Source organism: Companilactobacillus muriivasis, assembly GCF_036246245.1.
Lineage (GTDB): Bacteria > Bacillota > Bacilli > Lactobacillales > Lactobacillaceae > Companilactobacillus > Companilactobacillus muriivasis.
The window spans coordinates 138,382-160,415 of record NZ_BTTQ01000007.1 but is presented as its reverse complement, the minus strand read 5'-3'; the positions used below and the strand labels follow the sequence as shown (position 1 = coordinate 160,415).

Sequence of the window (22,034 nt, the reverse complement as noted above, 5' to 3'; positions counted from 1 at the left end):
TCTTTGGTAAGGCTTCAAACCGAGGTCTGAGACCTTGGCTCAGGCCAGTCCGCACAGCAGGTGATTGCTCTCATCTCTGGAGACGGCAAAACAACAAAAAAGCTCGACCAAAAATCCCTCAGGATTTGATCGAGCTTTTATCTTCAGCACCACTAAATTTGGTAGTTTTAACTACTCTTCAGTATCAGGTGCACTATACTTAGAAATTTTAATTTCATCTTTATCGAGATGTGCTTCTAGTTGCTTATCCTTAGCATGATCCAAGTAATAGTCAGCAACTTTATCTTCAATTTGTTCTTCAATCACACGACGGAGTGGACGAGCACCCATCTTTGGATTGTAGCCCAAATCGACTAATTTATTCTTGGCATCCTTTGTTACATGAATGCTCAAGCCTTGATCAGCAATCATCTTGTTAGTGTCAGCCAACATGAGATCGACAATCTTTAATAGGTTATCTTTTGTTAGTGAATTGAATTCAACGATACCATCGAATCTGTTCAAGAACTCTGGTTTGAAGAATTCTGACAAACGATTCATGACTGAGTTAGTTGTACCAGCTGATTCAGCACCGAATCCGACATTTGCTTCTTGCATGCCTTGTCCAGCGTTGGAAGTCATGATGATGATAGTATCCTTGAAACTAACAGTTCTACCTTGAGAGTCCGTCAAACGGCCATCATCGAGAATCTGCAAGAACATATGCATAACATCTGGGTGAGCCTTTTCAATTTCATCTAGCAAAATCAAACTGTATGGATTACGACGAACTTTTTCAGTCAATTGACCGGCTTCTTCGTAACCAACATACCCTGGAGGCGAACCGATTAACTTAGAAACTGAATGTTTCTCCATGTATTCAGACATATCGAAACGAATCATTGAATCCTCGGAACCGAATAGTTCGCGGGCAAGTTGTTTAGCAAGTTCAGTCTTACCAACACCAGTAGGTCCTACGAATAGGAAGGAACCGATTGGACGACCTGACTTGTTAAAGCCGACTCTGTTACGACGAATAGCTTTGGCAACGTCAGCAACGGCCTTGTCTTGACCAATAATGTGACTCTTCAAATCTGGTTCCAAATTCTTCAATTGAGATTGTTCATTAGATTGAAGTTCACCAACTGGAATGTTAGTTTTCTCTTCAATAATCTTTTCAATCTCTTTATCAGTAACGATATTTTGACCAGCAGGTTCATCTTTATTGCTGTTCTTCATATCTTGGAACTTAGAAACTTGATCACGATAGTAGGCAGCTTTTTCGTAATCTTCATTACGAAGGGCAGCTTGCTTTTGGACTTCAGCGTCTGAAATCTTGTTATCTAAGTCTTCCATATCGACATGGTTGATTTGCAAGTTCTTCTTTGAACCAGCTTCATCAATCAAATCAATAGCCTTGTCAGGCAAGAATCTGTCTTGAATGTAACGAGCTGATAATTCAGCTGCTGCTGTAATAGCTTCATTAGAATATTTTACATGGTGATAATCTTCATATTTAGGTTGAAGGCCCTTTAGGATTTGAACAGTTTCGTCAACCGTAGGCTCGTTAACTTGGACGGGTTGGAGACGACGTTCCAAAGCTGAATCCTTTTCAATTGTACGATATTCATTTAAAGTAGTTGCACCGACAAGTTGAAGTTCGCCACGGGCTAGGGCAGGTTTCAAAACGTTACCCGCATCCATGCCGCCTTCAGCATTACCGGCGCCAACAATTTCATGAATTTCATCAATAAATAGGATGATATCAGTTTGTTTTTGTAATTCGTTGATCAATTGTTGCATTCTTTGCTCGAATTGACCACGAACGCCAGTGCCTTGAACAAGTGAGACAACATCAAGTCTTACGACTCGTTTGTGTTGCAACTTTTCAGGGACATCGCCGTCGACAATCTTTTGTGCAAGACCTTCGACAACGGCTGTTTTACCAACACCTGCTTCACCAATTAAGACAGGGTTGTTTTTAGTTCTTCTATTTAAAATTTCAATTACTCGACTGATTTCCTTGTCACGACCAATTACAGGGTCGATTTGTCCTTTTTTAGCAAGGGCAGTAAGATCGACACCATATTGATCTAAGACTCCATTCCCACGAGGTTTACGGCCATTATTACCGCCGCCATTGCCTGTTTGAGTTTGAGGACCTTGTTGCTCGAAAGCATCAGGTTGTTGTGCGCCATTCAAAGCGTTGAACAAGTCTTCGAAACTAGAAAATCCACCGTTTGGATTTTGTGCCATATTATTCATACCTTCGTTAGCTTGATTTCTTAACTTTTGATAACAGTCTTGGCAGAGATTGATTTCCGTCCGTTGACCATTAACACTCGTATATAGATGAATTGTTGCTTCATTTTTATGACAATTCTGACATAACATTCGCACCCCACCTTTCCTTTATCAAAGGATACAACGGTAGTATATAATTAGCACTCGAGTAATGCAAGTGCTAAGTCTTGGATTTTTTTAAAAATTATTAAGTTAATAGTAGAAAATAAATTTTTTTCAAATTTATGTGAAAAAGGATGATAATATAAACGCTTTCAGGCTCTAGTGTTGTAAGCGTTAAACGTCTTATCACACTTGACTTATCTCAAGGTTTTTTATGCAAAGCCCTTGTGAAAATTTGAAGATAATGGTAAATTAATTAGTGAATATTTGTAGTACAGCTACAGAATTTTATAATTATATGGTGAGGTATTTATTATGGAAAAGAAAGAATTTCACATTATTGCAGAAACAGGAATCCACGCACGTCCAGCTACTATGTTGGTACAAGCCGCAAGTAAATTTAGCTCAGATATCAATATCGAATTCTCAGGTAAATCAGTAAACTTGAAGTCAATCATGGGTGTTATGTCACTCGGTGTTGGCCAAGGTGCTGACGTTACAATTACAGCTGATGGTGACGATGCTGCTGATGCAGTTGCTGCTATTGCTGATACTATGACAAAAGAAGGTTTGGCAGAATAATGGTTAAAACTATTAAGGGAATTGCAGCCAGTGATGGTATCGCTACTGCTGAAGCATACCTTTTAGTTCAACCAGATTTGTCTTTCACAAAGAAAAGTATTTCAGATGCTGATGCAGAAGTCAGTCGTCTTAAGGATGCTATTTCAACATCAGATGATGAACTAACTAAGATCAGAGATATCGCTAAGGAATCTCTAGGTGAAGAAGAAGCTCAAGTCTTTGATGCTCACAAGATGATTTTGGCTGATCCAGAATTTACAGGTGCAGTTGAACAAGAAGTTAAAGATAAGAATGTTAACGCTGAACAAGCATTGCACGATATCTCAGAAAACTTCATTGCCATTTTTGAAGGAATGACAGACAACCCATACATGCAAGAGAGAGCAGCCGATGTACGTGATGTTACAAAACGTGTTATGGCCCACTTGCTTGGCGTATCACTTCCAAACCCAGCATTAATCGACCACGATGTCGTTATTGTTGCGCACGATTTGACACCAAGTGACACAGCTCAATTGAACAGTTATGTTAAGGGATTTGTTACTGATATCGGTGGTCGTACAGCCCACTCAGCTATTATGGCACGTTCTCTAGAACTACCAGCTGTTGTTGGTACTGATACAATTACAACCGATGTTAAAGAAGGACAAACAGTTATCGTTGATGGTTTAAACGGTGCTGCTATCGTTGATCCTTCTGAAGATGACATCAAGCATTACAACGAATTAGCTAAGAATTTTGCTGACGAAAAAGCAGAATGGGAAAAATTAAAGAACGAACCTTCAGTTACTGCTGATGGCAAGCACTTTGATATTGCAGCTAATATCGGTACACCTGATGATCTCCAAGGTGTTCTTGATAATGGTGCCGAAGGTGTTGGTTTGTACCGTACAGAATTCTTGTACATGCAATCAGAAAGCCTTCCAACCGAAGAAGATCAATTCAAGGCCTACAAGAAGGTTCTTGAAGGTATGAAAGGTAAGCCAGTCGTTGTCCGTACTATGGATATCGGTGGTGACAAGCATTTGCCATACTTACCACTTCCTGAAGAAATGAACCCATTCTTGGGCTACCGTGCTATCCGTATCAGTTTGGATAGACAAGAAATCTTCAGAACTCAACTAAGAGCTTTGCTACGTGCATCAGCTTTTGGTAACTTACGTATCATGTTCCCAATGATCGGTACTTTGCAAGAATTTAGAGATGCTAAGAAGGTCTTTGAAGAAGAAAAGACTAAGTTAGTTAAAGACGGTGTTAAGGTTTCTGACGACATTCAATTAGGAATGATGATGGAAGTTCCAGCCGCTGCTGTTCTTGCAGACCAATTTGCTAAAGAAGTTGACTTCTTCAGTATTGGTACTAACGATTTGATTCAATACACTATGGCTGCTGATCGTGGTAATGAACATGTTTCATACCTATACCAACCATATAACCCTTCAATCTTGAGATTGATCAAGCACGTTATTGAATCAGCTCATAAAGAAGGCAAATGGGCCGGCATGTGTGGTGAAGCCGCAGGTGACAACACTATGCTTCCATTGCTATTGAGCATGGGTCTAGATGAATACTCAATGAGTGCTACATCAGTACTTCGTGTAAGAAGTTTGATGAAGAAGTTGAGTACTAAGAATCTTGCTACATTGGCTGATCGTGCTGTTAACGAATCAATTACTAATGAAGATAACAAGAAGCTTGTTGAAGAATACTTGAACAAGTAATAATTTTTAAAGAGATTCTGCAGAGATGTAGGTCTCTTTTTTTTATGCCGCCAGAGAGTGCAAGTGTCAATTGGGTATAATGTATACTTCTGATTGTTTAGTCTGTGTTATATTTAAAATTCGGAAAAGACCCGCAACTTTTTTTGCAGGCCTTTTTGAGACGCTTAATTTTAAAATGATTATTTAATTGCTTTTAATTCCAACTAAAATTTTTAGTTTGCTGTACAGTAAATTAAAGAGCAACTTTTATATAGATTGAGGACTGAAATTTGAAAAAAATGACACTTATTATGGCAATTATGAGCTTATCATTTCTATTTATCATGACTCCCACGACGACATTTGCTCGGGCCGGCGGAAGTATGGGTGGCAGCTCTACAGGAAGCAGTAGTACTAGCAGCAATTCAAGCGACAACTATGACAATTATCGCGGATACCGTGGTTACGGTGGTTATGGGAGAAATCGTTTCTCATTAGTGGATGCCGCTTTAATTGGATTTTCAGGACTTTCTTTTTTTCATTTTTACAGGCGTAATCGTCGAGAAAATTATAAAATTCCTGAAACATATGATGCACTTACACCAGAATTGAATACTCACTTTGAACCCTTTTTCTATAAGGTAGAGGATGCCTGGACTAAAAATGATTTGGAAACTTTGAAAACATTGATGTCACCGTATTATTACGCGAAACAAAAGAGAATTATCAATGGATATATTCGTGGTCATAAAATAGATTGCCTTGATGGATTGGTAATAATTGAATTGGAACAAGTCGTTACATCATCGGATGAAAAAGTTCAGGTTATTGTGACAGCCCAGGCACGGGACTATTTTCAGTATGATAATAAGCCCGAAAGTTATAATCAGCAGATTCAGGAAGATACAAATATCGAACGTTTTAAAGAAATTTGGACGTTAGTATGGAAAGATGAAACTAACTTGCAACTTTGCAATATTAAAACAATTGGTTGATTTAATAAAGTAGGAATTCAAGGGGGGGAAAAGTATGACTATTTTTAAGATTATTGTTGGCAGTTTATTAGTGATTATTGCTATTCCGATGTATATTATCGGATTTAGAAGAAATCGTAAGTCTAATAAGTTGCGTAAAAATATTGGTGATATTGAAATTTGGAAAATGTCGATTATTTTAGCTCAAGAATATCCTAAGGAGTATAAACGAAATAAGCAGAACAGTCGGGTATTTTTGTTCGGGTATATTATTTTAATTATCAGTCTGGCAGGTTTGCTTGTTAGTCTGTATACTCTTATCTCCTATAGAGACAGTTCAATTACGGTTATTGCAGCGCTTGTTGGCATAGTGGCTGATATATTGATGATGATTTTCTATCGTCGTGTTTTGGAAACAAAGTTGGAAATTCAGAATTCTTTGAAGAAGGTTTCTGATCCAGAAGTTCAGGAGAAACTTTCAGAGTTTATAAATGCTAATCAACTTGCATTGAAAGGTGGTAAATATTTATTACCATCATTTTTATTTTTGTTTATAGCTTTACTAGTATTTCTGACGCTGTAGTAATTAAGCATTGTTCAAAAAATAAAAGAGACCTGCAAAATTTGCAAGTCTCTTTTTAATGTTCATCCTTCTTATTTGAGCTAAGGACAATATGTTCATTGATATTGTGATTTTTAATTACTGATTTAGCTAATCTATTATTTTCTTTCTCAAATCCTGCTTTAAAGTCAGGGTCTTTTAATTCTTTTTCCAAAAAAATTTCAAACTTAATGTTTTTCTGCATATGAGGTCTCCCATTTTAAAATCAAATAATCTGCTATAATCCACCATGCAACAGCGTAGTTAAGTACTGGTCAGCTTCATCTTTACTAATATCAGGCTGCTCAAACAAACACCATTCCAACATCACAACAATCAAATCACTATAAAATCGAGCTAACAATTTAGCAGGCACACGTTCAGATGTACTGGGCAAGGCGTTTTCCACGATAATTCTATTAGCCTCATGTTTCAAATAATGCGAGGTATTATGCCAAAGATGCGAATCAACACCATTGTTTAGTTTGATTTTTTCCAATAATGGAATATGTTCATGAAAGAAATCCAGTAACAAATTAAATGTTTCAATCAAACCATCTTCATTTTTAGCGACACTTGGAAGTTGTTTCAAGATATCACGACCAATGTATGACCAAAGGTATTCTAATAGATCCAGCTTATCATCAAAATAATTATAAAAAGTGGCCCGAGGGTATTCACTCTTTTGACAAATATCGTTAACGGTTATCTTATCAAATTCTTGTTCTGCCAAGGATTCAAACATAGCAACTCGAAAGGCTTTGAGCGTACGTTTAGCACCAAGTGTCAGGTGGTTAGTGACATCAATCTTCATTTTATAATTCTCCCCAAAAACATATATATAGTTAGAAAATACTTTCTGACTATCGGAAACCTTAACAACATTCTAGCATAGTGTAACCGCTTCACTTAAAATATCATGTGTCCAATATTTTGCATATCCAAATATATGTCTAAATATAGGCTGATATACAGAAATTGTCTCTTGTATAAATAACCCATTAAATTTATGATTGTCACAGTATTTTCAGAAAGTAATTATGTGATATTCATGTAAGGAGATAGAGATATGCAAAAGAAGCTGAGTAGATATATTGCAGCTTTGATTGGTTGGATCATTGTGGTCGTCGTTGCACTTATAGCGATGCCTAATGTTTCGCAACTGGTCAGAAATAAGGGAAATTTCACTTTACCTAATTATGCCGAAAGTCAGAAGGCTTCCAATATTGAAAAGAAAGCCAATGGTAATAAGGCAGTTCGAACTTATACGGTTGTTTTCAAGAATGACAGTGGTGGCAAACTTTCGTCGTCACAGTCAGACAGAATTGATGACAAATTAAATGAATTGGATAATAAGAAATTACTCAAGATCACGAATGTCATGGGTCCAAGCGATAATGCTGAAACTAAAAAGCAATTGATTGCTAAAGATAAGACGACTCAACTAGCTCAGGTAACTGTTAAGAAAAATAATTATGTTGGGCAGCAGGTCAAAGAATTGCAGAGACAATTGGATGTTTCTGGTATTCATACTTATGTAACTGGTGTTGATGCGTTAAATGATGCCTTTTCAACTGTAACTGAAAAGGGGATTCAGAAGACTGAAGTTATCGCGGTGATTTTTATTTTCATCGTTTTGATCATAGTCTTCCGTTCGCCAATCGTGCCACTGATTTCCTTACTTAACGTTGGGGTAGCATTTGTTACTTCATTGAGTATCGTTATGAATCTTGCACAAAAAGTTAACTTTCCAATTTCCAACTTTACTCAAGTATTCTTGGTCGTAGTGTTGTTTGGTATTGGGACTGATTACAATATTTTACTTTATAACTACTTCAAAGGAGCGTTGGCACGGGGACTTTCGGCTAAAGAAGCTTCACATGATGCCCAGATTCACGGTGGTCGGACGATTCTTTACAGTGGATTGTCAGTCTTCATCGGATTCTCAGTTCTTGCATTAGCTAAGTTTTCGTTCTATCAAAGTGCCGTTGGTGTTGCCATTGGTATTTTGGTGCTACTTGCAGTTTTGTTGACGCTCAACATGTTCTTCATGCAAACGTTAGGTGAAAAAATGTTTTGGCCTAGCAAAGTCAGTGCTGGTGGTGGCAAGAGTCGGATTTGGTATGGCTTATCAAGATCAGCTTTAGCATACCCTGTTGTTATGCTTGGTATCATTGCCGTTTGTGCAGTGCCATTTTTCATCAACCAGAATTCAACTTTGAATTTCAATAACGCTGATGAAGTTCCGGACAGTTATCAAGCTAAAGCCGGTTATCAGATTATTCAAAAGCACTTCAGTAAAGGTATGTCAGCTCCAGCAACGGTCGAAATTGAGGATAATTCCAAGATGACTTCCCAAGCTAAATTGGCTGCCATTGATGATTTGACAACTTATTTACAAAAAGAACCAGGTGTTAAGACGGTCACTTCCGCAACTGAACCTGGTGGTAATAAAATTAAGAGTATGTATCTCAAGAATCAATTACTAACTATTACCAACGGTTTGACAACTTCAACTAAGGGACTAGAGAAAATCAAATCAGGTTTGAATTCAGCTAGTTCCCAATTGCAGAGTGCAAATATTAGTGGAAGTACTGCTCAAGTTCAACAGTTAGCTAATGGTACTAGTGAATTACAAAGTGGTGCCCAACAATTATCCAGCGGTATTAATGAATATACTTCTGGTGTCTCGAGTATCAACAGTGGCGTTCAGAGTGCCAATAGCCAATTGCCAACTTTGACAAGTGGTGTTTCCACATTGAATAGCAGTTCCACACAACTTGCATCTGGTATGTCACAGTTGCAGTCGCAAGTTAGTGCTTTGTCAGGTCAAGCGACTCAATTATTAACTTTGATGCAGGCTTCCGGACAAAATACGACAGCAGCGGCTGGTGAGATTTCTCAATTACAAAGTTCAATCAGTCAATTGAGTGCTGGATCAACGGCACTTTCATCAGGAATTTCTCAATTATCTGGTTCAATGCCTAGTTTAACTTCTGGTATGTCGACGTTAGCTAGTGGAACTAATACCTTAGCTTCAACTAGTCCAACCTTAACTTCTGGCGGTCAAAGTGTTGCCAGTGGTGCAACGACAGTCAATAGTGGTGTTCAACAAATGAATACTCAATTGAAACAAATGTCAGCTCAAGTCACTGAACTTGAATCTGGCTTAACTTCAGCCAATGACGGTTTAGATACTTTGGCAAAAGGTAACACGACAATGAAGACTTACTTGGATGGATTGCGGACATCGTATGTTGGCGATACATTCTATCTACCAAAAGATACAATTAAGAGTAAAGCCTTCAAGCCAGCACTTGATGCATATATGAATGATAATCGAAAGATTGCTTCCTTAACAATTGTATTCAAGGGTGATCCTAACAGTGATACTACTTCAAAAGAATTGAAGACGATTCAATCCGATATGAAAGCTAAATTAAAGCATGGTCCACTCAAGAATGCGAAGGTAGCAGTCGGTGGACAAACTTCTCAGAATAATGATTTGAGAACCCTTGCTAACGGTGACTTTGGTCGGACAGCAACAATCATGACCATTGGTATCGGAATTGCGTTGATAGTTGTAACGGAATCAATCTTGCAACCATTGACGATTATTGGAACGTTGTTGTTAGCATATGAAGTTTCACTCGGCATCACCAGAATCTTTTCAAGACTCGTACTTGGTGACAATATGTTAAGTTGGAATACACCGTTCTTTACATTTATCATGTTGATGGCGTTAGGTGTCGATTACAGTATCTTCTTGATGATCAGGTTTAAAGATGAACCAATGCCGGATTTGAAAGATAAGATGCTAAACGCAGCAACATCAATCGGAACAGTTGTCATTTCGGCGGCAATTATTTTGAGTGGTACGTTCGCAGCATTGATGCCATCAGGCGTTACAACTTTGATTCAAGTTGCATTGGGCGTTATCTTTGGTTTAATAATCTTGGTTATTATTTTGCCATTGACCTTGTCAGCTTTGATAAGTTTGACGACTTGGCATAATAATAGGATGTTTAAAGTTAAGAAACCTAAAGAAAATAAATAAGCGGCTGAGGCTGATTCTAAAGAATAAAATAATAGCTTGCTTCATCTTGTGAGGGATGAAGCAAGCTATTTTTGCTTTTAGGGTCTGCCGCCTCCGAGTGACAGTGATGGCAGCCTGCTGTGGGGACCGGTCCGAGCCGAAATGCGGTCTCGGGCCTCGATTTTGAGCCTTGCAAAATCGGCAAGTCTCAAAAGTCGTCCTAGTGTTGTAAGAACGAGAAATTCGCTCGTCCTAACGACACTTCCCACTGCTGGCTCCATCACTGTCACTCGGAGGCTAATTTTTTGGACTGTATGTTTTATTATGAAATTTTGGGATTTATCGTTTGAAATAGTTCCTTAGTTATTTCCTATATTAATGAAATATATCGGCCATATTTTGTTGCTAGGAAATATAATAACCAGCATACTGTGGTTGCAACTTGTCGAAGGTGGTGGCTAATTCCCAGTAAAGCGAGGTGAAAGCTATGGAAACATAGTTAATAACTTATGAAAGAAAGGATTAGCTGTTGTATTATTTGATAGCGCTCATCGTTTTGTTAGGTGTTCTGAGAACAGTCGTTAAACAGTCCAATGGACTGCTGTCTGATCTCGCGCACTTAGTCAGAGCATGGAAAAGATTTAAAAAGACGCTAAAAAAATAAGCCATCCTAAGACTTGACCAGTCATTGGCTTATTTTTTTTGGTTGATTAATTGGCTACCACTTTCGTGGAGCTGTGGCGGCAGGCCCCCTGTATGGGTCTGTCGTCTTTTTTAATACAAAGATATTGTATCAGGTTAGTTTATTAACAGCAATAAATAGGAACATATTTTGGCAGTAAATTTATGATCAAAAGTACTGCATAATAATGAAATATATCGGCTATATCTTGTTGCTAGGAAATGTAATAACCAGCATACTGTGATTGCAACTTGTTGAAGGTGGTGGCTAATTCCCAGTAAAGCGAGGTGAAAGCTATGGAAACATAGTTAATAACTTATGAAAGAAAGGATTAGCTGTTGTATTATTTGATAGCGCTCATCGTTTTGCTAGGTGTTTTGAGAACAGTCGTTAAACTGTCCAATGGACTGCTGTCTGATCTCACGCACTTAGCCAGAGCATGGAAAAGATTTAAAAAGACGCTAAAAAAATAAGCCATCTAAGACTTCCCAGGTCGTTGGCTTATTCTTTAGTTGACTAACTTGCTACCACTTTTGTGGAGTCGTGGCAGCAGACCCTCTGTATGGGTCTGCCGTCTTTTTTAATACAAGGGTATTGTATCAAGTTAGCTTGGTAACAGCAATAAAATAGAAGACAAATTTTCAACCCTTAAAGAAGCACAATAATGTTCAGTCAAAGTAACCAATCTTGACCCCAATCATGGCAGTGATTTCATAATTTATGTTAACCTAGAATAAGAAATTTTCTTGAGAGGGGATTTATGAAAAACAAAGTTGTCCGTAATTTCTTAATATTCATCGTCTTTTGGTTAGCAATCATGATGGGGATGAACACCATGCACAAACAGCCACTATTTTACAATTTTCCATGGGAAGTGTTGCTGATTTTCCTATTAGCACTGATCCAAATCACGACTAATTATCAACGTAAAATTGTTTGGGGTATTTATTTCGTGGTTTTCTTTATCTACATGTTGCTAGTTGGCAGTTACGCAAATTGGACGTCATTGATAATTTTTGCCATAATGTCAGTTTTCATGACCGCAATCACGTATTATATCGGTAACCAATTCAAAAAAGGCGAACAGAAAAAATGAAAAAATTGTCCTGGCTAATTGTGACCTTGAGTTTAATGTTGATAGCAGGTTGCAGTGCCAAAAATAATGACACTAAGCAGCAGGAACGACAGCTTCAACAGACGATTCAAAAGAATAAAAAAGTTTGGAATAAGCAGAAAAAATCGGCTGTTAATATTGATCATAAAGGTTATGCACCGTTCGTTTCTCAAGTTCCGGTGGGTTACAATGATGAGGATATGACACTGTCACATTTTAAGAATGGAAGTAAGTTAGTTGTCAAAGCTCAGGTTATCAATTTGGAGCAGGAGCGTAAGTCTTTAGTAACTGAAACTAAGGCGACTATTTATATTGAAAAAGTCATCTCTGGTAATAAGGCTTATCAAGGGAGGACTATTAAAACTGAATTTTCCGGCGGTTTGAGTACAGCTAAATATCAATTGACTTCGATTGAGGGTAATTATGTCGGAGCAAAATTTGGCATTAAAGATCCAAAGACACCAGTTTATCTCAGTAATCCCAATATTCCGATGCCAAAGATTGGTCAAAGGATAATCGTTGGACTCAATAAGTTTCATCCTGAAAGTGAGACTGAGAAGAAGACATATCAAAAGAATGGTTTGACGGCCAAAAATTTCTTTGTCATAAGTAATCCTGAGGTTACTTATTGGGTTCAAAAAAATGGCGAATTCCAGTTGAATAATCCAGCGTTTTATAAAGATGAGAATAAGCAGAATTATCCAAATTTAAATAAGATAACTGATAAGTTTAATAATTAATGATGGATATTTTGCCGCAGAAATCGAATTTTGAAATTAACATTTACTTAAGCGAAAATACTAAAAAGAGACTGAACAGTTGTTAGTTCAGTTTCTTTTTTTTGATTATTAAAATAGACTAATTTATTGTATCTTAAATTAGAAAATATTATGGAATGAAAATCCTATTGAAATACATTACCATTCAAACGGTCTACAAATAGAGTATTGATAAATACTTACACCAAGAGTAATATTAAAAATATTATAATAATATTCTAATTTAAGAAGGCGACGTATGGATAAGTTTAAAAGACAAATCTATTTAGCAACTTCGGCATCCTTTGTTTCAGGTTTTGGAAATGGGATGTTTTCGTTTGCTATTGATCTATATGTTTTGCGAGAATCATCATCCCCATTATGGTTCGCGGGAACACAAATAATATCACCATTGATTGCCTTCTTCCTTTCTCATAAGATAGGTAACTTGATTGATCAAAAGTCACACAAGATTATTCTCAAGTGGTCATATCTATTTGAGTTCATAGTAACTATGTGTTACTTCTTTTTACTACAACTAAAGATTAATATGTCGATGAAATTTCTGATAACACTTGTCGTGCTCGTGTTTATAAATATCTTTGATTTGATTGAGCAGACTGCATATCAATCGTCCGTAATCAATTTAGTTCCTGAAGAAAAGATTCAACGATTGAATTCGTTGCAACGTTTAGCAGCTTCATGTTCACAGATATTTTCACCCGCACTGGGGGCAGCCATCTATTCGTTGCTCGGAATTTATAATATGATATCAATTAGATTGGTAACGGTAGTTGTCTCGTTATTGCTAATATTAGGAATAGATTTTCATGCGGCGGTTGGGACTTCGGAAACTAATGAACCTGAAGTTAGTGAAAGCCATAATGTTAAAATATGGGAAATTTTACAAAGAAATCGAGTCTTGTTATACGCCATCGTTATGTCCATTGGGGTAAATATTTTCTTAGCTATTTCGAATATTGCATTGCCATTTATGATGGTGCATGTGTTGAAATTTACAAATGGCCAATATGGATTACAACAAACGATGGTGGGGGTTGGATCAATCTTGGCAGGTTTCATTCTGTCAGTAGTGAAAAATATTAAGAATCCGATTCGAATGAGTATGCTTGCTATGATAAATATATCGATTTCTTTAATGATTTTCGGAGGCACGGGAATTATACATACACCTCATTTAATGAACTTATTAATATTTTTCGTCGTATCAGTTGTTATGGGAGCCTCTTTAGTTTCAATGGAAATTCCAATGAGTACTTACATGCAGTCATCCATTCCGAAGAATATCCAAGGTAGAATTTTTTCATTCGTCTTTGGAGCTTCTCAAATAGCTATGCCAATTGGAACGGTTATTGGAACTGCCTTAGTATACAAGCCATTCGTTCTGCTAATAATTAGTGGAATTTTGATGATGGTATTTGTAATAGTCAATTATTTAAGGAATGGCAGAGTTACTATGAAAGATGTTTTATAATTACGGTTACTCAAGAAACTTTTGTAATATTTTAAATTAGTGTTAAACCTCATCTAAATATCCGAAATAATCAATTTATAGTTATACAATTATTATGATTATATTTAGATGGAGGGGTTTTTATGAAAAAAAGTACATCATTATTGTTCAGTGGACTATTAGTTTCAGGTATGGTCCTTGGTGCTGTCGCAACAACACCAACAACAGTTCACGCTGATGGTACTGCTACCACACAAGCAGCCACAAATGTAACTAATAATGTTAGATTTGTTGACCAAGATAACAATTATGTTGCTAATAAGAGTTTGCAAGGTGCTAAAGGAGCAGCTATTAATTATGCTCCAGATGGCTATGCAGTTCCTACTAATAACAAGAATGTTTTCGGTGACGATAACACTACTGTTACAGCAACTGTTAATAAGATGACTTCAGTTAACGTTAACTATGTTGACCAAAATGGTAAACTTGTTAACTCTGAGGTTATCAACGGTGGTGTTGGCAATACAGTTAAGTTGACTGATTTACCAGCTGGCTGTAACTGGGTCAACGATGCTGAACAAACTATCACATTAGTTGATGGTAAGGAATACAACGTTCCTGTTACAAAGAAAGTTTTCAATACAGTTATTTTCAAGACTTCAGATAATACCGAAGTTGGCCGTACAGAAATTTTCAGTGACAAAGTTGGCGATGCAGTTAACTTAACATCAAGCCAAGTTCCAACAGGTTACACAGCAAGCACAACAAGTTTGACACTACAAACTGATAACAATACCCAATTTGTTACAGTTTCAAAGAGTGCTGACGCAGCTACTGGCGAAGTTACTGTTAATGATAAAGCAGCTCAACTTTACACTAGTTTAGGTAATGCTATTACTGGTCGTACTTTGAAAGCTAACTCATCATGGAAGACTTTCGAAACAAAAGTTATCAAAGGAAAGACCTACTACCGAGTTGCTACAAACGAATGGGTTGAAGCAAGTGCTGTTACCGTTAATGACGATACAACAAATGCTGTAACACCATTTACAAGTAACGTTACAACGGGTGGAGTAGTTTCAACATTGTATGACAAGACTGGTAAAGCATTATCAGGCCGTGCTTTGGGTCCAAACACTTCTTGGAAGACAGCTGGTAAGATGGTTTTGAATGGTAAAACTTATTATCAAGTTGCTACAAACGAGTGGGTTGACGCAAGTACAGTTACCGTTGCTGGAGAAACAACAGCTAACTCAAACATCACACCATCAAAGGGTATCGTAACAATCGGTTCAAGCGTTGCTATTCTTTATACAAAAGACGGAGTAGCAATTACAGATCGTGCTTTAGGACCTGCTACAAGATGGCAAACAGCTAATAAGATGACTCTTAATGGAGAAACTTATTATCAAGTTGCTACAAATGAATGGGTTAAGGCAAGTAATTTAAAGTAGTTGGAAGAGAGTGGAGCAAGCCCGGGAATTTCCGAGTATTTACGTAGCTTCACGAATTGTCCGCGTACTTGGCGGACGATTTGGGAAGGTATGTAAAGCGGAAGAAATTGGCTTGTGGAACTCGTTTTAAATTAGAGAGTGGAAACAGGGCGGTCAGCTCCCGAGCATTTTCGTAAATAAGTGAATTGCACGCCGATTTTGCGTGTGATTTACTTATTTATGAAAAGCGGAAGGAGTTGCCCTGTCGGAACTCGTTTTAGAGCCACTGCCTATATAAAAAATCCAAAACAAAGAGGCATCAGTTCAATCTTCAAAAGAAGACTGAATTGATGCCTTTTTAGTATATAAATATTAAACCTTATAAGTGTCAGCCACCCATTCATGGGTAGCAACGCGATGGTAAGTAACCCCATCAACAACTTTCTTTTGGTCAGTATACCAAATAGAATTATTACCCAGAGCTCTATTCTCAATTGGAACAATCTGATTATCAGTATTGATACCAACAAGTGGAACGAAAGACCCATGAGCGTTATGAACCTTAATGATATGATCATTTTGACCATTAACGTCGCCGTAAGTTTTCAAATTATTATAGTAAGTTTTAATCAAATCATTGAACTGATCCATACTGTAACCCCAAGTACTGAAGTAGTAAACGGGATCTTGATGGTCAGTTTCGTGCCAAGTGTTGCTAGCTTGAGCGTGAGAGATGACCGTCTGACCAGGGACATCTGGTAAATTGTATTGAATCAATTTTGAAGCAATATAATAAGCATCGTTTGAAAGCGAGCGGGCAAAAGCATCATAAGAATTTACCCGACAGAGTTCAACTTGAACGTAACGAGCGTTGGCTGTAGGACCAGCTCCCCAAACAGCATAGTCAGTGTTATGGATGTTGAGAATCTTATTGTCATCGACAAAAGCGTGAACGTAAGTTTCTAGAGTAGGCCAGTGAGCATTGAAACGGTCGGTAAATTGTTGCGCAGTTACGTTAGCTTCAGAGGTTTCGTGAACAACAACACCTTCGGGATGGCCAACACCTTTGCGGTAACCAGTCCATTCGCTGAAAGTACCTTCTTGATTTTGAATGGCAGCTGGTTTGATTTTGTTAGAAATAATGTAGTCATTAATTTTTGATGCCTCTTTGACAGTGGTACTGTGAGCCAAGCCGATTAATGAAAATAACATAATAAAAAATGTGATTGAAAATAGTTTCTTTTTAGTGATAATAATTCCCCCTATAAATACCATTATCAAGGGTAACATAGTGGAGACTAAGGAAATTTTACATAATGGTTACAGTGTTTTCTTAATTCTAAATTACGTTAAAAAAAGACAGAATTCCTAGAAAATCTGGAAATTCTGTCTATTAATTTATAAAGTTTGATTCAATGGAACGCCTTTCTTCTGTCGCAAACGTATTGAACTGAAAATATGTAAGACTTGATAGAATCCCACACCACCAACAATTGCGATAACGGGTAAGAATTCAATTCGATAACGTCCTTGAACTTCAATCAATAATTGAACTACAGCGAAAGCCATCAATGGCAATAACAATAGGTACAAATTATCGTTGAATTTGGTACGGAAGAGTTGCAATGAACCAATAAATGAGAAGACTATTAGGATGATTGAGCCAACGTAAGCTAAGAAATCGACTCGTGCAACCGTTGCGTCATTATGCATCATTTTGATATTGGCAAAATCAGTTGCCATGGTACGACTAGACCAGAGTACTTGGGTTTTGTGTAAGAAAAGTCGTAACCAAGCATGATTTTCATTGAGATAAACAATTTCCTTATGTAACTGCTTCTTTTCAACTTTACTCATTTGAGCACGGGTATTACTTGGATCAATCAGCTTGTCCATATCGGGCGAATAAGTTCCGTTAGATTGATAGTTTAGACCAGTAACGAATTTCCACTCGGGGTCATTGTTGGTTAGACCGTAAGCGTTGATATTGGAAGCTTTGATACCCCAACTTGCCATGGAGAAGAGGACAAAGTAAATTACTAATGTTAAAAGCACTTTTAATGTGGCATGGAAATCGTGTTTCTTCATTAGTAAGTAAATTACCGCGTAAACCACGATACCTGCAATAATTACAGGACCAATGGGACGAATGAGACAGCCACCGGTTAAAGTAATACCTGCGAGAATGTAATATTTCAGTTTGTTTTGCATTAATAGATAGAGCGTGATCAAGTAGAATAGTGAACCTAGGTATTGATTGCTGGCAACACTGTTGAGCGCAAACCAGTCGAGATCAACCATCAATATCAGAACAGAAAGTCGAGCCATTTTGATATTGTCGAAGATTTTGACAACCATTAGATAAGTGAATAGCAGAATCAGTGCTTGATAGACAACATTTAGAAATTGAACGGCAAAGATGTGATAACCGAAGATTTTCGAAACTCCGAGGACGTAGACGAAGTAGCCTGATTGATAGGCATACTTAGAGAAGTAATCGTTGTCTGTTTGATAGAGTGGGTCGCCAACTTTGTAATCCAATAGTCGATCCCAGAAATTACCGAAGTCACTCAATTGAACTGAAGGAACTTTTGAAATCCAGAAGATGGCAGTTATCATGAAGACGAGTAACATCGTGATAAGAATCAACCAATTGAGGATGCGGTCATCAGTTTTAATCCGCGTTAGTCCATAGCCAAGAACGAGTACTAGGATGATGAAAGCTATAGCAATGATGACATTATGAGAATTCTCGAATAAAAAGTTTTGGTAATAGAAGACTAACATTAATAAGAAAACTGTTGTAGCGAAGATGGCAACACAAGTTAGAATAGTTTTGTTGATAATATTTTGAAATCTTTCGATAATGTTTTTCCCCCTTAAATGACAAAAGCAGCCTATATTAGATGGGCTGCTTTTGTCATTATATATTTCCCAATAAGATAAAATATCTCTGGTTAATATATTACCTTAGAATTAATTATCCTTAAATAGAATATCAGTTATATTCTTAAACGGTAAATAATAACTTGAGAGTATAAAAAAAGCCTCACTCGTTTGAGTGAAGCTGTGGTTACTTATTAATACATTTTTTTAATGCAATTAATTTTCTTCGCGAAATATCACAAGTAGATTCATCTTTGAATACTAACTTGGAATTCTTGCTATCAATTGATTTAATATTGTCAGGATTAACTAATAGACTTTTGTGTGCACGATAAAAGCTGGGTAGCCTTGATTCAATTGAACGAAGTGTGTCAGGAAAATCAACGAAACCACCATTATAGTGCATTGAAATATTGTGAGTGTATTCTGACGATTCAAAGTAATTTATTTGATTGACTGGAATAACATAAGGCTTGGGACCAAATTCGAAGTTGTTACCAGAACGTTCATTTTCTGGAACTAGACGTTCTATTGCTATATCCAAATCTTTGTATATCTTTTTTTGTATTTCCTTAAGACCAATTTCCTTAGCAATATAGTCTAATGGTTCAACTTTACGATCAAAGATCATAGTTGTTAATTCTTCATGAGTAGTGATAAAAACGATTTTTGCATTATTATCTTTTTTACGAATGTTTGTTGCCAAATCGATACCCTTAACTTTGGAATCGGGGAACTCTATATCTAAAAGAAAAAATTTAATATCACTGTTATGATGTTCCATATAGATATCAACATCTCGGGGATTACCAGTTGATAGGACAACTTTCATCTCAGTTTTTGGATGTTCATTGATATAATTCTTTATTATTAATTTGTAATAGGTTCTAAGCGTTTTGTTATCTTCACAGATTATTATATTAAGTAACATTATTTACCTTTCGATATGGTCAGAATGGTCAAGTAATAGCCATCTTTGTTTTGAACCTGTATCATGAATTTGCTATTTGAATCAACAATCTCTCTTACTGATGCTAAACCTAAACCAGGATGATTTTTCTTGGTAGAGTAACCTGACTTATATATGTCATTTGTGTTGATAGAACTGTTTGACTTTACATTATTCTTAACAATTAATTCGATATATTTATCAAAGGAAACCATTGCAAAATCAAGTTCAGGGTTATCAGTTTCCATACAGGCATCGATTGCATTGTCCAATAATATTCCTAAGATTCTTGTTGTATCAACAGAGGAGTTAGAGGGGATAGTGGCGTTGTAATCAATTTCAAAATTTGTTTTAATATGTTTGTTTTTCGCCTGCATTAATTTAGTAATTAGAATACCTTTGACTAATTTATCTTTTAGTTTGTACAAATTAGCTCTATTATCATTATCTGTAAGATTGATTTGTCTGTAATTTAATAGTTTTCCGATGGAATTTTTTAAATTATCGTCATCGTTATCGTTAATTGAAGCGGATAACGAAAGTAGTAAGTTTTTGTAGTCATGTTTAAATTTACGTAATTCATCGTTATTTTTTTCTAGTTCATTGATATAGTCATTGCGTTCATTCATTTGTTCTATTTGTAATTCTGTTTTTATTTCTTTAATATGACTGGAAACAAGCATTATTATACCTATAGTGGTGAGGACAACGGTTATGGAAATAATAATTACCGTCATTACAAGATATGATTTTTCGATATGCAGATACCTTGTTAAAAGATCCAATGCCTGACAAAATACGTTTAATATAATCAATGATGAAAGAATTACTTTTTTAATAAAATGGTCATATAGAAAAGATTTTAAATCATACCGCATATTTAAAAGATTTAGTATTTCAAGTATTAGAAATGAAAATAAATAGGTGAGAAATGTTAGAAGGCCAAATAAGATAATCGATATCGTTGCTGTTTTAGGATTTATCATAGGGGGGATTACTTTCATTATTAAAATACTTGAAAATCCTTGCGAGAATGTTGCTAAAAATAATGAGATGTTCCACATAATAAGTCTAATCCCGAGATCATTTTGGGATTTTATTAGTAGAATAGATAATAAAATAATAAAAATTGCGCCTAAATCTGTATACTTTAAGTCACTAAAATCATACCAGGTAAAGAAAGATGAAATGGTAAATGAAAAAACATAGTTTAGTTTACTTCTAGATTGTGGAAGAATAATAAAATATATTATAAATAGTAATGAATTACTGAAAAAATCATTTATTATCCATGAACAATTATAGATTTGTTCAATCATTAATTTCCAGCCTTTCCCCAAGGTTTCCATATTTTAAAAAGTATTTCAAAAGGATTTAGCATAGTTATAATCTCTCCATTTCTAAGTGTATTAGTATAATCGTATTACACAATACTGAAAATCTTATCATAAATAATTTCCATATAATATAGGAAAGATATAATCGGTAAAATATATCCCTAAATGGTATACTTAATATTAATTTGAATATTCGTTGTTGAGGTAGAAATATGTTCTTAGGATCAGTAGTTTATGATAAAAGACGTAGTTTGAATTTAACTCAGGGAGACCTGGCTGACGGTGTTTGTAATCAAAATACCATCAGTAAAATGGAAAAGCACAATATGACGCCGCAGATTGAGGTTCTTGTTAAACTCTGTCAGCGATTGAATCTGACATTGAACGATGTGTTTAGTGATTTTTCTGGTGACGCTAAAATAGAGCAGACTTTTGTTCTGGATGATATTGAAGAGAGTATCCTTTTAAAGGATATTACTGAGATTGATGCAAAAATGTCATTAGTTGAAGATGATGTTGGTCCAAAGGATAAGATTCAGTTCGAATTTATCAATGGTCTGCTGGAATTTTGGAAGTCTGATTTGGAGAGAAGTTCTTTCGATTTGGATAAAGTCTTACAAGAGACCAAATCGGACAATGATAACATCTATACTTTGATGTCATATTTGGTCAAAGGGATGATCTGTCTTGAACAGAAACACTTGGATATGACCGCATACTATTGCAAAACAATTTCTGATGCTTTGCAAGAAAATTTGAATATTGCCAATGCTCGAGTGATAGAAATATTGTTTTTATGCAAATCTTTGGGAAAAATGTATGCGGAGATTAATCAGCCAGACTTTGCGATTGATGTTTCTAAACGTGGAATTGAATATGCCAATGAAAAACATTCATCTTACTTTATTGATGAGTTGAATTACAACATTGCCTTGGCTTTCAAAGAACAATCTAACCAAGGTGCAGAGTATGAAAAGTATAAGAATATTGCATACTATTCAGCTATTTCTCTGAATCACCCTGATTTTCAAAAATTGGTTGAAAAGGATAATGTTAAATAAATAGTTAAGATTCAAATATTCGGTGGCTATTAATAATCTCCTGAGGTTATAGTATGTGTTGT

17 protein-coding genes are annotated in these 22,034 nt (G+C 36.2%); 10 read left to right on the top strand and 7 right to left on the bottom strand.

All coding sequences use genetic code 11. The annotated features are described in order from the left end of the window. Positions 1–171: 171 nt before the first annotated feature. Entirely contained in the window at positions 172–2,373 is a 2,202-nt protein-coding gene (locus AAA923_RS09125; RefSeq protein WP_338216528.1) for an ATP-dependent Clp protease ATP-binding subunit, read from the bottom strand. 327 nt (positions 2,374–2,700) lie between these two features. On the opposite strand from AAA923_RS09125, the gene AAA923_RS09120 reads away from it, so the two are divergent. The 4 genes from AAA923_RS09120 to AAA923_RS09105 all read left to right on the top strand — a co-directional run bounded on the left by AAA923_RS09120 (position 2,701) and on the right by AAA923_RS09105 (position 6,224). After that, entirely contained in the window at positions 2,701–2,967 is a 267-nt protein-coding gene (locus tag AAA923_RS09120) for a phosphocarrier protein HPr (RefSeq protein WP_041500491.1), read from the top strand. After that, positions 2,967–4,688, top strand: a complete 1,722-nt coding sequence (gene ptsP, locus AAA923_RS09115; RefSeq protein WP_338216525.1) for a phosphoenolpyruvate--protein phosphotransferase — start codon at positions 2,967–2,969, stop codon at positions 4,686–4,688. The genes AAA923_RS09120 and ptsP overlap by 1 nt, the downstream gene beginning before the upstream one ends. A gap of 269 nt (positions 4,689–4,957) precedes the next feature. After that, positions 4,958–5,662, top strand: a complete 705-nt coding sequence (locus tag AAA923_RS09110) for a Tim44 domain-containing protein (RefSeq protein WP_338216523.1) — start codon at positions 4,958–4,960, stop codon at positions 5,660–5,662. 34 nt (positions 5,663–5,696) lie between these two features. Next, on the top strand, positions 5,697–6,224 hold the full coding sequence (locus AAA923_RS09105) for a hypothetical protein (RefSeq protein WP_338216521.1): 528 nt from the start codon (positions 5,697–5,699) through the stop codon (positions 6,222–6,224). A gap of 55 nt (positions 6,225–6,279) precedes the next feature. Here the strand turns inward: AAA923_RS09105 and AAA923_RS09100 are convergent, their stop codons facing one another. Both AAA923_RS09100 and AAA923_RS09095 read right to left on the bottom strand, forming a co-directional pair. After that, positions 6,280–6,447 carry an XRE family transcriptional regulator gene (locus tag AAA923_RS09100; RefSeq protein WP_338216519.1) on the bottom strand — a complete coding sequence of 56 codons (168 nt, stop codon included), beginning with the start codon at positions 6,445–6,447 and terminating at the stop codon, positions 6,280–6,282. Positions 6,448–6,480: 33 nt separating this feature from the next. Continuing rightward, the gene (locus AAA923_RS09095; protein WP_338216517.1) at positions 6,481–7,056 is read right to left on the bottom strand and encodes a TetR/AcrR family transcriptional regulator; all 576 of its coding nucleotides are present in this window, start codon (positions 7,054–7,056) and stop codon (positions 6,481–6,483) included. A 255-nt stretch (positions 7,057–7,311) separates the two neighbouring features. On the opposite strand from AAA923_RS09095, the gene AAA923_RS09090 reads away from it, so the two are divergent. The 5 genes from AAA923_RS09090 to AAA923_RS09070 all read left to right on the top strand — a co-directional run bounded on the left by AAA923_RS09090 (position 7,312) and on the right by AAA923_RS09070 (position 15,760). Then, positions 7,312–10,299: an MMPL family transporter gene (locus tag AAA923_RS09090; protein WP_338216515.1), complete on the top strand. Its 2,988-nt coding sequence runs from the start codon at positions 7,312–7,314 to the stop codon at positions 10,297–10,299. Positions 10,300–11,720: 1,421 nt separating this feature from the next. Next, entirely contained in the window at positions 11,721–12,056 is a 336-nt protein-coding gene (locus AAA923_RS09085) for a hypothetical protein (RefSeq protein ID WP_338216514.1), read from the top strand. After that, complete coding sequence (locus AAA923_RS09080; RefSeq protein ID WP_338216512.1) at positions 12,053–12,814, top strand: hypothetical protein; 762 nt, start codon at positions 12,053–12,055, stop codon at positions 12,812–12,814. Before AAA923_RS09085 ends, AAA923_RS09080 begins: the two co-directional genes overlap by 4 nt. A gap of 277 nt (positions 12,815–13,091) precedes the next feature. Beyond that, entirely contained in the window at positions 13,092–14,327 is a 1,236-nt protein-coding gene (locus AAA923_RS09075) for an MFS transporter (RefSeq protein WP_338216510.1), read from the top strand. Positions 14,328–14,449: 122 nt separating this feature from the next. After that, positions 14,450–15,760, top strand: a complete 1,311-nt coding sequence (locus AAA923_RS09070) for an SLAP domain-containing protein (RefSeq protein WP_338216508.1) — start codon at positions 14,450–14,452, stop codon at positions 15,758–15,760. 351 nt (positions 15,761–16,111) lie between these two features. Here AAA923_RS09070 and AAA923_RS09065 read toward each other — a convergent pair whose 3' ends face one another. From AAA923_RS09065 to AAA923_RS09050, 4 genes are all read right to left on the bottom strand, one after another. Beyond that, positions 16,112–17,014 (bottom strand): peptidoglycan recognition protein family protein, encoded by a 903-nt coding sequence (locus AAA923_RS09065; RefSeq protein WP_338216506.1) that lies wholly within the window; start codon positions 17,012–17,014, stop codon positions 16,112–16,114. 123 nt (positions 17,015–17,137) lie between these two features. Then, positions 17,138–18,526 carry an ArnT family glycosyltransferase gene (locus AAA923_RS09060; protein WP_338216504.1) on the bottom strand — a complete coding sequence of 463 codons (1,389 nt, stop codon included), beginning with the start codon at positions 18,524–18,526 and terminating at the stop codon, positions 17,138–17,140. 286 nt (positions 18,527–18,812) lie between these two features. Further along, positions 18,813–19,556 carry a LytR/AlgR family response regulator transcription factor gene (locus AAA923_RS09055; RefSeq protein WP_338216501.1) on the bottom strand — a complete coding sequence of 248 codons (744 nt, stop codon included), beginning with the start codon at positions 19,554–19,556 and terminating at the stop codon, positions 18,813–18,815. Next, complete coding sequence (locus AAA923_RS09050) at positions 19,556–20,203, bottom strand: sensor histidine kinase (protein WP_338216499.1); 648 nt, start codon at positions 20,201–20,203, stop codon at positions 19,556–19,558. Before AAA923_RS09050 ends, AAA923_RS09055 begins: the two co-directional genes overlap by 1 nt. A 920-nt stretch (positions 20,204–21,123) precedes the next feature. On the opposite strand from AAA923_RS09050, the gene AAA923_RS09045 reads away from it, so the two are divergent. Continuing rightward, positions 21,124–21,972 (top strand): helix-turn-helix domain-containing protein, encoded by an 849-nt coding sequence (locus AAA923_RS09045; RefSeq protein WP_338216497.1) that lies wholly within the window; start codon positions 21,124–21,126, stop codon positions 21,970–21,972. Positions 21,973–22,034 lie beyond the last annotated feature (62 nt).

Coding starts and splice junctions, on each gene's coding strand:
- AAA923_RS09045 (WP_338216497.1), top strand. CDS start 21,124: ATGTTCTTAGGATCAGTAGTTTATGATAAAAGACGTAGTTTGAATTTA.
- AAA923_RS09120 (WP_041500491.1), top strand. CDS start 2,701: ATGGAAAAGAAAGAATTTCACATTATTGCAGAAACAGGAATCCACGCA.
- AAA923_RS09050 (WP_338216499.1), bottom strand. CDS start 20,203: ATGAATGAACGCAATGACTATATCAATGAACTAGAAAAAAATAACGAT.
- AAA923_RS09100 (WP_338216519.1), bottom strand. CDS start 6,447: ATGCAGAAAAACATTAAGTTTGAAATTTTTTTGGAAAAAGAATTAAAA.
- AAA923_RS09090 (WP_338216515.1), top strand. CDS start 7,312: ATGCAAAAGAAGCTGAGTAGATATATTGCAGCTTTGATTGGTTGGATC.
- AAA923_RS09080 (WP_338216512.1), top strand. CDS start 12,053: ATGAAAAAATTGTCCTGGCTAATTGTGACCTTGAGTTTAATGTTGATA.
- AAA923_RS09055 (WP_338216501.1), bottom strand. CDS start 19,556: ATGTTACTTAATATAATAATCTGTGAAGATAACAAAACGCTTAGAACC.
- AAA923_RS09085 (WP_338216514.1), top strand. CDS start 11,721: ATGAAAAACAAAGTTGTCCGTAATTTCTTAATATTCATCGTCTTTTGG.
- AAA923_RS09070 (WP_338216508.1), top strand. CDS start 14,450: ATGAAAAAAAGTACATCATTATTGTTCAGTGGACTATTAGTTTCAGGT.
- AAA923_RS09065 (WP_338216506.1), bottom strand. CDS start 17,014: ATGGTATTTATAGGGGGAATTATTATCACTAAAAAGAAACTATTTTCA.
- AAA923_RS09125 (WP_338216528.1), bottom strand. CDS start 2,373: ATGTTATGTCAGAATTGTCATAAAAATGAAGCAACAATTCATCTATAT.
- AAA923_RS09075 (WP_338216510.1), top strand. CDS start 13,092: ATGGATAAGTTTAAAAGACAAATCTATTTAGCAACTTCGGCATCCTTT.
- AAA923_RS09095 (WP_338216517.1), bottom strand. CDS start 7,056: ATGAAGATTGATGTCACTAACCACCTGACACTTGGTGCTAAACGTACG.
- ptsP (WP_338216525.1), top strand. CDS start 2,967: ATGGTTAAAACTATTAAGGGAATTGCAGCCAGTGATGGTATCGCTACT.
- AAA923_RS09105 (WP_338216521.1), top strand. CDS start 5,697: ATGACTATTTTTAAGATTATTGTTGGCAGTTTATTAGTGATTATTGCT.
- AAA923_RS09060 (WP_338216504.1), bottom strand. CDS start 18,526: ATGTTAGTCTTCTATTACCAAAACTTTTTATTCGAGAATTCTCATAAT.